This window comes from Mesorhizobium sp. M7A.F.Ca.CA.004.06.1.1 (assembly GCF_003999135.1).
In the GTDB taxonomy this organism is placed as follows: Bacteria; Pseudomonadota; Alphaproteobacteria; order Rhizobiales; family Rhizobiaceae; genus Mesorhizobium.
In genome coordinates, this window is the sequence record NZ_RZPQ01000126.1 from 1 (window position 1) to 10,566 (window position 10,566).

Here is a 10,566-nt window from a genome sequence, read left to right on the forward strand (position 1 = left end):
ACACGGTTTCCGCCACGGCAGGCAAGAAACCTGGAGAAGGGGCAAGGCACGAATGTCGCACCAAGCCATCATAACCGCGGCGGGAAGGTCTGATGCACCAGAAGCGGCTTGTCGCACTTGCCGGATACACGGTTGTGTATCTCCGCTGCGCGACTGCGGCACATGGACAAACGGCCGATAGTCTTTATGCGCTAGGCGTCAAGCCCGGCAGGAACAGCATTTCGAAGAAGCCGCCGGGTTGCTGAAGCGTGTCCTTGCTCTTCAGCCGGCAAATACCGACGCGCTTGTTCCGCTGGGTTTCATCGAACTGGGTATCAATGACCCGCCGGCTGCGCGGAGCGCATTTTTGCAAGCGCTGTCCATAGCGCCTGCTTACACCGACGCAACGTTTGGACTGGCCAGCGAGTTCAGAGCCGGCAATCTGCCCAAACCCGCCTATTTGCACGCCATTGTACGCCAAGGCTCTACACAGCTGAGAGGACGCTTTACATCCACGCACAGCCACGTTTCAGTGCCGTCAGATTGTTTTGGAAAGGCGATCGAGGCCGGTAAGGGGTCATTGGCGTAGGCACACTAGCGGAGACGCTACGTGCCGAACCTTTGCCATTGCCGCCGGTCCCCCTACTCCCACTCGATTATTTAAAGACCATATAACCCATTGAAATCACTTTCAAATATTTCCTGAAACGCGGAAAAGAACGACACTAGAACCGTCAGAAAATTACGCTATTGATTTTAAAGAGAAAATCGCAACAAAAAATATTTTGAGGTTTCACCAACTATCGAGAACAATCGGATGATTTTTGCAGCACAACGGCGTCTGGCGGGGCGCGTATGCCGTCTCGAAAAGTACCGTCACCGCTCAGGTTGTGTGCATTTTCGCTTCGAAATCAATGGTCATGGTGGGTCCGGAGGATGTAGCGAGAACGTTGATTTTATTGAATTTTCCTTGGGCAGAAAATCAGAGATCTTCCGCATCGTACCGTATGGTTCCGCGGCCAATGGGCGACGTCTGGTCCGCAGGTTTAAATCTTGGATACGCAACCCCCGATACCGGCATTCGCTGATCGCAGCAATGGGAGCGTTTCCGATCAAGATCTCAATCAGACCGGTGCGTACTCATTTGCCTCGAAAACATGGTGATGCACGCGGCCGGTGAACATCTTCAGCAGTTCACCGGTGACCTCCCGGCTTTTAAATCTTACGTCGGATTGAAGCGCCCGGTTGCAGGTGTCCATGTCCCGATAGCGAATGGCCAGCGCCATCGCGTAGGTGGGCGCGCCTTCGTCGCGCGCCGTACCGTCGAGAACGCGCACTTCCTCAGCGCCGGGAAACTGAGTCCAGAGCGGCACCAGCCGGTCCCTGACGAAGCGCCGGAACTCGCTCTCTTGTCCGGGATGGATTTCACCTTCGAAGAGGGCGTAGCGAATGATCATGGCGAGGCTTTCCTGATTGTGTGCTTGTGACGTCTGTCGGCTTGCGGGCGCATCGGGTGATACGCCCGCCTTGGTGCGTGCTTATTTGCCCCAGATTTTCTTGTACTGGTCGCGGTAGCCATTTTCGGGGTCGAAGGCATTCTTCGGGCCACCGTCGAACTCGACATTGTCGGCCGTCACCACATGCAGCGGCGACAGATAGCCCGACCATTTTTCACCGGCGATGGCGCGGTTCAGTTCGTCGACCAGTTGCCAGCCCTGCAGGTTGAGCGGTTCGGCGACCGTCACCTTCTGGAACTGGCCGGCGCGGATGCGCTGATAGGCCGATTCCGAACCGTCGCCGGCGGCGACATTGATCGGCGCGTCCGTGCCGGCCTTGCCGGCGGCGGCCAGAGAAGGTCCCATGAAGTCGAAATAGAGGTCGTTGATCGCCAGCGAGTGCGTCCAGGCATCGCCGTATTTCTGCAGCAGCGACGTGGTCAGCTGCGGCATGCGCTGCGAGGTCTCGGCGATCGGCGTGTCGACATATTCGAGCACCTTGCCGCCCAGCCGCTCGATTTCGGCCTTCATCATGTCGGCCTTGGCGATGGCGATGGCGTAGGTCGAATCGGTGAAGATCACGACGCCGGGTTTGCCCTTGGCATCGGTGTAGGCCCAGTCGGCCGCAGCCGTGGAGACCTGCATGGCGTCGGTCGAGACATTGGCGAAGACGCCGCTCTTTTCGTCAGGTCCGATCACCGGTCCGGCATGCCAGGAAACCAGCGGGATGCCGGCGGCCTTAGCCTGTTCCAGCGCCGGCGCCTGCTCGACAGCGTCGAAACCGTTAATGACGATGCCATTCGGCTTCAACGCCATCGCCTGGCCGAAGGCGGCGGTGCGGCCACCGATCGAGCCGGCGCCGTCGATCACCTTGACCTCCCAGCCGATCGCCTTGGCTGCCTCCTCTACGCCGGTGGTGACGCCCAGAATGCCGCCGTTCTTGAGGTCACCCGCGAGCACGACGATCGTCTTGCCCGGCTGCGCCTTCGGACCGGTGGTCGGGCCGTCCCAGGCGGTTACTTTCTGCGCATATTTTTCGACCACCGCCATGGCGTCGGCCATCGCGTCTGCGCGTGCGTGGCCGGCGAACAGGACTGGAGCAGCGACGGTCGTGGCCATCAAGGCGACGGATGATTTCAGAAGTGTTCTGCGTTGCATGTTGGTACCTCCCCTGGTTTCAAAAAAGTTATCTGGTCTTTCCGGAACTCGATTTCGGCGCCAGGTCACTGGCTGATCTGCCCAGCCACCGGGCTCAGGCCGGCTGGATGCGCGTTGACATAGATGGAATAGAGCGACGTCTGGGCGGTGATGTAGAGGCGGTTGCGCTTCGGACCGCCGAAGCACAGATTGGAGACGATTTCGGGAACCGGGATGCGCCCGATAAGCGTCCCGTCCGGCGCGTAGACGCGAACCGCGTCGGCGCTCGAGGCCCAGATATTGCCATTGCGATCGACGCGGAACCCGTCGAAGAACCCTGCCTCGCATTCGGCCAGCGTGCCGCGCGACCGCAGCGAGCGTCCGTCCGCAGCGACGTCATAGGTCTTGATCGCACGCGGCAGGCCCTGAACATGGCTTGCGCCGGTATCCGACACGTAGAGGATGCTCTCGTCGGGCGAAAAAGCCAGCCCGTTCGGCTGCACCAGATCGGCGATGACCGCACTCACCTCGCCGGTTGCTTCATCGAACCGGTAGACATGCGATGCGCCGATCTCCGGCCGGGCAATCATGCCTTCATAGTGGCTGTCGATGCCGTAGACTGGATCGGTGAACCAGATCGTCCCATCGGATTTGACCACCACATCGTTGGGCGAATTGAGCCGCTTGCCGTCGATGGTTTCGACAAGCGGCTGCCAGCGCCCATCATGTTCGAGCCGGGAGACGCGACGGCCGCGATGCTCGCAGGCGACGACGCGGCCTTGGCCATCGAGCGTGTGGCCGTTCTGGTTGTTGCAAGGGGTTTCGAAGACACTGACCGAACCGTCGCTTTCGTCGTAGCGCAGCAGCCTGTCGTTGGGGATGTCCGACCACAGCAAATGCTTTGCCGCGGGAACATAGACCGGCCCCTCGGCCCAGCGGCTGCCGGTCCACAGCCGTTCGAGCTTGGCATGCCCGATCGTCAGCTTTCGGAAGCGGTCGTCCAGAATCTCGTAGTCGCTCATTTCATGGATCCCGGGATGGTTCGGCTGGTCACTTCGAGGACTGCTCTGCGGTCTTGGTCCTGGCCCTGTGCGCCGCGCCGCGCTTGCGCTGGGCGTAGCCGGCAATACCGATGGCGACGAGCAGCGTCACGCCGTTGAACAGCGGTTCGACGAAGAAAGAGCCGCCGAACTGCTGGATGCCGGAAATGCCGACCGCCAGGATGACGACGCCCGTCATCGTGCCCCAGACATTGACGCGTCCAGGCTTGATGGTGGTCGAGCCGAGAAAGGCGCCGACCAGGGCCGGCAGAAGATATTCCAGCCCGACGCTGGCCTGGCCGATGCGCAGCTTGGAGGCGAGCAGGACGCCTGTCAGTGCCGTCAGGAAACCCGACGAAATGAAGGCGCCGATGACGAAGCGGCGCACCGGAATGCCGTTCAGCGCAGCAGCCTTCGGATTGGCGCCGATGGCATAGACGTAGCGGCCGATCGGCAGATATTCGAGGATGATCCACAGCGAGACGGCAATCGCCAAGACATAGAGGCCGGTGATCGGCAGGCCGAACACCATCGTGCCGTTGAGCGCATAGAAGCCGTCGGGCAACACGCCGACGACCTGCCGCCCGCCAGTGTGCCAGAGCGCCAGAGCGTAGAGCACGGTGCCGGTGCCGAGCGTGGCGATGAAGGAGTCGATGCGGGCGACTTCCACCAGCAGTCCGTTGAGGAAGCCGGTTGCAGCGCCGAGAAGCAGCACGACGATCACCGCCAGCGGCCACGGAACGCCGAACATGGTCTGCAGGCTGATGGCAAGGATGTGCCACAGCACGATGCCGTAGCCGACGGTGAGGTCGATGCGCCCGGACGCCATCGGAATCATCGCCGCGAGCGACAGCAGGGCGATGATCGCCTTGTCGGAGATGATCGAGCGCAAATTGAGCAGGGTCGGAAAGGTGTTCGGCAGCAGGATCGAAAACAACAGGATGAGCAGCGCCGTCAGGATCACCAGCCCGTAGACCGGCAGCAGCCGGACGATCTTCTGCCCCAAAGGCAAACCCGCCATTTCGCCACGGGTTGGTTCAAGTGCACTGGATTCGATCGATTGCATGGGTTCGCTCCCAGAAAATTCAGGCGGCTTCGGAAGCCGATGCCGCAATGATCACGGCGGATGTGGTCAGGTCGTTGCCGGTGAGTTCGCGCACGATCTGTCCGCGCGAAAACACCAAGGCGCGGTGGCAGATATGGGCGATCTCCTCGAAATCGGTCGACACCACGACCACAGCGAGGCCGGCTTCAAGTGCGCGGCCGATCAGCCGGTAGATCTCGGCCTTGGCGCCGACATCGACGCCGGCAGTGGGGTCCTCGGCGATCAGCAATGTGCGGCCGGTGTGGAGCCAGCGCCCGACGACCACCTTTTGCTGGTTTCCGCCCGAAAGCGCTTCGATGGGCAGGTTCGGATCGTTGGGGCGCAGCCCGACCGAGCCGCCGATCACTTGCGCCAGCGCAGCCTCCTTGTGAGGCGCCAGGAATGAGAACAGGCCGCGCTTGCCGGCACCGGGATTGAGAAAACTGTTCTCGCGGATCGACAAGGAGGCCGCGATGGATTCCTCCGTCCGGTCGCGGGCGATTAGGCCGACGCCGGCCGCCATCGCCGCGATCGGGCTCGATAGATCGGGCATAGCGCCATTGATCGTCACCGAACCGGAAAAGGCCTGGCAGCCGAACAGCGTGCGGCCGACCAATTCCTGTCCGGCGCCGCGCAATCCGACCAGACCGAGCAGCTCTCCCTTGCGCACGTCGAACGACACCGGACCGGCGCCGGCGCAGACCAGGTCGCGAACAGCGCACACCGTCTCGCCGGCCTGCGTCTCAGCCTTGCTGAAAACCTGGCTTACCGGACGGCCGACGATCATCTCGACCAGCTCGTCCGGCTTGGTCTCGGCGACCTTCTTCTGGCCAACCAGCCTGCCGTCGCGCAGCACGGCAACGCGGTCGGCGATGCGGAAAATCTCGTCGAGGCGATGCGAGACATAGATCATGCCGACACCGCGCTGCTTGAGCGGGCGGATGGCGTCGAACAGGCGATCGACCTCGTCGGCCGGGAGACTGGCGGTCGGCTCATCGAGCACCAGAACATCGGCCTCGGTGGCCAGAGCGCGGGCGATGGCGACCAGCGATTTTTCGGTACGCGTTAGATCCTGGACGCGCGTCGTCGGATCGAAATCGCAGCCGACAAGCTTCAGCGCCTCGTGCGCCCGCTTTTCGGTGGAGCGCCAGTCGATGAGACCGGAGCGCAGCGAAAATCCCTGCGCGAGGCCGACATTTTCGCCGACCGTCATCCACTCGATCAGGCCGAGATCCTGGTGAATGAAGGCGACGGATTGGCGCTGGTTCGGCCGCGGCGGGCGATGATGATAAGGCTCGCCGCGAAACAGGATGCTGCCGCCATCGGGACGGTAGATGCCGGCAAGCGTCTTGATCAGCGTCGACTTACCGGCGCCGTTCTCGCCGAGCAGTGCCAGGATCTCGCCCTTGTGCAGATCGAGCGACACGTCGGAGAGCGCGCGGGTGCCGCCGAACTCCTTGGTAATCGACTTGAATTCGATCAATTTTTCCTCAGACACAAGCGTTCCTCCCAAGATCGCCAAATGATGTTATCGATAACATTTCTGAGCGTCAAGCGACAAAGTCCAGGGCTCGCCGCTCAGCTGGTCTTGCCGTCGAGCAGGCGCATCATTTCAGCCGAATCCTTAGACCCCAGCCCGGCCGCGCAGAGCAGGCGATGGATCTCGACCACCTGCCCGGTCATCGGCATCGGCGTCTTGGTCTTCAGCGCAAAGGCCTGCAGCGAATCGAGGTCCTTCAGCATGTTGTCGATGCGTCCGGTGGCTGAAAAATCGCGAGCGGCAAACTTTGCCATGAACTCCTGCATGATGCTGGAATCGGCCCTGCCGCCCTTCAGCGCCGCCGGGATGGCCTTGGGATCGACGCCGCCGGCTTCGGCGAGTTTCACCGCTTCGGCGACGGCCTGGAACAGCACCGCGCAGAAAAGCTGGTTGATCAGCTTGGTTGTCTGCCCTGCCCCGCTCGGCCCCATCAGCGTGTAGTTGGCGCAGAGATGCCGCATCACCGTGCGCGCGTGTTCGAAGTCTGCCGCCTCGCCGCCCGCCATGACGGTCAGCCGGCCGGCGAGCGCACCGGGAACGCCGCCCGACAGCGGACAGTCGAGCCATTTCATGCCGGTCTCGGCAAAGAGCTTCTTCGCCATCTCAGCGGTGTCGGCCGGGTCGATCGACGACATGTCGATCAGCAGCTTTTCGGACGACGCCGCAGCCGCGACACCGCCGTCGCCAAACACCACCGAACGCACGATATCGGCATGGTTGAGGCTGAGGATGACGAAGCTGCTGGCGTGTGTCGCCTCGGCGACAGACGCGGCGGCTGCCGCACCCTTCGCGGTCAGGGCGGCAACCTTGGCCTTGTCCAGATCGAACATCGTGACGGTCTGCTTGGTCTCGATCAGGCGGGTGGCAATCGCCGATCCCATGATGCCGGCGCCGACAACGGCGATTTGTGCTGCTTCTGTCATGTCAACGTGCCTCTCTCTTTGTCCCGGCAGCGGGTGCGACACTGAGAGTGCCCAGCCCCTCCAAAGCCGCGTCGACTATGCTGTAGACCGGAGCGTTGATATCCACGGTGACCACTAGCTTCTCACCATCCGGATTTTCCAGCGCAGCGAATTGGCTATCGAGCAGCGCCGGCGGAAAGAAATGGCCGCCACGCTCGGCGAGTCTGGCTTGCAGCAGCGCGCGCGACCCCTCCAAGAATATGAAAACCGCCGACCCGCCCACCGCATGGCGAAGCCGATCACGGTAGGATTCCTTCAGCGCTGAGCAGCTTACGACAAGCCCACGGCCCTCCTCGTTCGCCTGGCGCAAGGCTGCACCCACCAGATCCAGCCACGGCCAGCGATCGTCATCGGCGAGCGGGATGCCGGCCGACATCTTTTCGACATTGCCGGGCGGATGCAGCGTGTCGCCTTCGATGAAGGGGAGGCCGAGCCGCTCCGCAATCTCGACTCCGATTCTGGTCTTGCCGCAGCCGCTGACACCCATCACGACGATGAGTGCGGGCTCAAAGACAGGTCGTGATGCCGCCATCGACATAGAGCGTGTGTCCGTTGACAAAGGATGAGGCCGGTCCGGCCAGGAAGACTGCCGCGCCGATCAGTTCGCCGACATCGCCCCAGCGTCCGGCCGGCGTTCGGTTGGTCAGCCATGTCGAAAATTCGGGATTGTCGACCAGCGCCTGGTTGAGCGGCGTCTTGAAATAGCCCGGCGCGATGGAATTGATCTGCAGGCCATGCTTGGCCCAGTCGGCGCACATGCCGCGCGTCAGATTGCGCACCGCTCCCTTCGTGGCGGTATAGGGCGCGATGTTCGTGCGGGCCAACTCGCTTTGTACCGAGGCGATGTTGATGATCTTGCCGCACTTGCGCGCAATCATGTACCGCGCCACCGCCTGCCCGACGAAAAACACGCTGGAGATGTTGGTGCGCAGCAGCTCGTCCCATTTGTCCGCAGGGAAGTCCTCGAGCGGCATACGAAACTGCATGCCGGCATTGTTGATCAAAATGTCGATGGCGCCGATCGTCGCCTCGATCTCGGCGACGCCTTTGACGACCGCAGCGTGATCGGTCACGTCGAAGACCGCCACGCGAGCCTTGTATCCCCGGGCCACCAGCGCATCGGCAGCGGCCGCGACTTTTTCAGCGTTGCGCCCGTTCAGCACGATTTCGGCGCCGTGCTGCGCCAGCCCCTCTGCCAGCGCCAGGCCGATCCCCTGACCCGAGCCGGTGACCAGCGCCCGCATGCCGGTCAAATCGAACAACGAACTGCTCATGCGCTCCTCCTGAGGACTGTCCCCTGAAGCGGATATGATTTCCACCGCGCCGCCGCCAGTGCCTATTGACATGAATGTTATCGATAACATAGTCAATGGGAAAAATGAACTTGCTGAGGAGACGACGCCATGACCGATATATTGATGACCGGCCCCTATCCGGATTGGGACATGGAAGACCTCGAGGCGAGATATCGCGTTCACAAGCTCTGGCAGGCGGAGGACAAGGACGCGCTTATCGCAAGCCGAGCTGGCGCGATTCGTGCCATCGCAACGCGCGGCGAGCTTGGGGCAAGTGCGGCGCTGATGGCGAAACTGCCGAAGCTTGAAATCGTCTCCTGCTATGGCGTCGGCACCGACGCCATCGACCTTGCTTACGCCAGGGCAAACGGCATCCGCGTCACCAACACGCCTGACGTGCTGACCGAGGACGTGGCCGATATCGGCATCGGGCTGCTGCTGGCAGTGGCGCGCAAGATCCCGCAGGCCGACGCCTACGTCCGCGATGGCAGCTGGCGCAAGGCCAACATGCCGCTGGTGACGCGCGTTTGCGGGAAAAGGCTGGGCATTGTCGGCATGGGCCGCGTCGGCGCGGCGGTGGCCAGGCGCGCCGCAGCCTTCGACTGCGCTGTCGCCTATTTCGACGTGCGTAAGCGCGATGACTTGCCCTACGCATTCGTTGGCGATCTGGTCGAACTGGCGCGACAGAGTGAATTCATGATTGTGACGCTCGCTGGCGGCGACAGCACGAAGCACATCATCGATGCGGATGTTCTGGCTGCACTCGGGCCTGACGGCATCGTCATAAATATTTCGCGCGGCAGCACGGTTGACGAGACCGCGTTGCTCGCGGCCCTGGAATCCAGTGCCATAAAGGGCGCCGGCCTTGACGTGTTCTGGAACGAGCCAACGATCGACGATCGCTTCCTGAAGCTTTCCAATGTCGTGCTGCAACCGCACCACGCCAGCGGCACGGTGGAGACCCGCAAGGCAATGGGTCAGCTCGTTCGCGACAATCTCGCGGCCCATTTCGGCGGACAGACCTTGCTGACACCGGTCGTTTGAGAAAGAGATTCCATCATGAAGTCGATCGTCATCCACGCGATAAAAGACCTGCGGATAGAGGAGACCGATCCGGGCTCCCCCGGCGCCGGACAGGTCGAGATCGCGGTCGAAGCCGGCGGCATCTGCGGCTCGGACCTGCACTACTATAACCATGGCGGCTTCGGCGCGATTCGCCTGCGCGAACCGATGATCCTCGGCCACGAGGTTGCCGGCACAGTAAAGGTCATCGGCGGCGGCGTTTCCACACTCGCTGTCGGCGACCGCGTCGCGATCTCGCCCAGCCGACCCTGCAACGCCTGCCGCTACTGCCTGCAAGGCATGCAGAACCAATGCCTCAACATGCGCTTCTATGGCAGCGCCATGCCGATGCCCCATATACAAGGGGCGTTCCGCCAGCGCCTGATCGCGGAGGCGTGGCAATGTCATAAAATCGCCGACCATATCTCCATCAACGAGGCCGCTTTCGCCGAGCCTTTTGCGGTTACGCTGCATGCCCTGAACCGCGCCGGCTCGCTGCTCGGCAAACGCGTTCTGGTCACCGGCTGCGGGCCGATCGGCGCGCTTTGCATCCTGGCAGCCAGAGCCCACGGCGCGCGCGAAATCATCGTCACCGACGTCATGGATGCCGTGCTGGAAAAGGCTCGGGAGATCGGCGCTGACCGCACCATCAATGTCGCCACCGACGCCGACAAGCTCGCTGCCTATAACATCGAAAAGGGCAGTTTCGACGTGATGTTCGAATGCTCCGGCAACGAGCGCGCGGCACGGGCCGGACTCGACGTGCTGAAGCCGCGCGGCGTGCTGATGCAGCTCGGCCTTGGCGGCGACGTGTCTCTCCCGCAGAACCTGATCGTCGCCAAAGAGATCGAGATGCGCGGCAGCTTCCGTTTTCACGAGGAATTCGCGCTCGCCGTCGACCTGATCAACCACCGCCGGGTGGATGTCAAACCGCTGCTATCAGGCATCTATCCGCTCGACGAGGCGGCTAC

The 10,566-nt window shown here is 62.3% G+C and carries 11 protein-coding genes; 3 read left to right on the plus strand and 8 right to left on the minus strand.

From position 1 onward, the window contains the following. Positions 1 to 238 precede the first annotated feature (238 nt). Positions 239 to 568, plus strand: a complete 330-nt coding sequence (locus EN906_RS10625) for a hypothetical protein (RefSeq protein WP_127268984.1) — start codon at positions 239 to 241, stop codon at positions 566 to 568. A 535-nt stretch (positions 569 to 1,103) separates the two neighbouring features. Here the strand turns inward: EN906_RS10625 and EN906_RS10630 are convergent. The 8 genes from EN906_RS10630 to EN906_RS10665 all read right to left on the minus strand — a co-directional run bounded on the left by EN906_RS10630 (position 1,104) and on the right by EN906_RS10665 (position 8,512). Then, the gene (locus EN906_RS10630; RefSeq protein WP_127268983.1) at positions 1,104 to 1,436 is read right to left on the minus strand and encodes a hypothetical protein; all 333 of its coding nucleotides are present in this window, start codon (positions 1,434 to 1,436) and stop codon (positions 1,104 to 1,106) included. Positions 1,437 to 1,517: 81 nt separating this feature from the next. Next, positions 1,518 to 2,633, minus strand: a complete 1,116-nt coding sequence (locus tag EN906_RS10635) for a substrate-binding domain-containing protein (protein WP_127268982.1) — start codon at positions 2,631 to 2,633, stop codon at positions 1,518 to 1,520. 65 nt (positions 2,634 to 2,698) lie between these two features. Beyond that, positions 2,699 to 3,634, minus strand: coding sequence for an SMP-30/gluconolactonase/LRE family protein (locus EN906_RS10640; protein ID WP_127268981.1), 936 nt, complete (start codon positions 3,632 to 3,634; stop codon positions 2,699 to 2,701). 28 nt (positions 3,635 to 3,662) lie between these two features. Beyond that, entirely contained in the window at positions 3,663 to 4,718 is a 1,056-nt protein-coding gene (locus tag EN906_RS10645) for an ABC transporter permease (protein WP_027036365.1), read from the minus strand. Positions 4,719 to 4,737: 19 nt separating this feature from the next. Further along, complete coding sequence (locus EN906_RS10650; RefSeq protein ID WP_127271839.1) at positions 4,738 to 6,234, minus strand: sugar ABC transporter ATP-binding protein; 1,497 nt, start codon at positions 6,232 to 6,234, stop codon at positions 4,738 to 4,740. 80 nt (positions 6,235 to 6,314) lie between these two features. Continuing rightward, positions 6,315 to 7,199: an NAD(P)-dependent oxidoreductase gene (locus EN906_RS10655; protein WP_127268551.1), complete on the minus strand. Its 885-nt coding sequence runs from the start codon at positions 7,197 to 7,199 to the stop codon at positions 6,315 to 6,317. A 1-nt stretch (position 7,200) separates the two neighbouring features. Beyond that, the gene (locus EN906_RS10660; protein ID WP_236383252.1) at positions 7,201 to 7,776 is read right to left on the minus strand and encodes a gluconokinase; all 576 of its coding nucleotides are present in this window, start codon (positions 7,774 to 7,776) and stop codon (positions 7,201 to 7,203) included. Then, complete coding sequence (locus EN906_RS10665) at positions 7,745 to 8,512, minus strand: SDR family oxidoreductase (protein WP_127268550.1); 768 nt, start codon at positions 8,510 to 8,512, stop codon at positions 7,745 to 7,747. Before EN906_RS10665 ends, EN906_RS10660 begins: the two co-directional genes overlap by 32 nt. Before the next feature lie 129 nt (positions 8,513 to 8,641). On the opposite strand from EN906_RS10665, the gene EN906_RS10670 reads away from it, so the two are divergent. Beyond that, a complete protein-coding gene (locus EN906_RS10670; protein WP_127268549.1) occupies positions 8,642 to 9,577 on the plus strand; it encodes a 2-hydroxyacid dehydrogenase in 936 nt (311 codons plus the stop codon). 15 nt (positions 9,578 to 9,592) lie between these two features. Next, a partial coding sequence (locus tag EN906_RS10675) for an L-idonate 5-dehydrogenase (protein WP_164777146.1) occupies positions 9,593 to 10,566 on the plus strand: 974 nt, incomplete at its 3' end.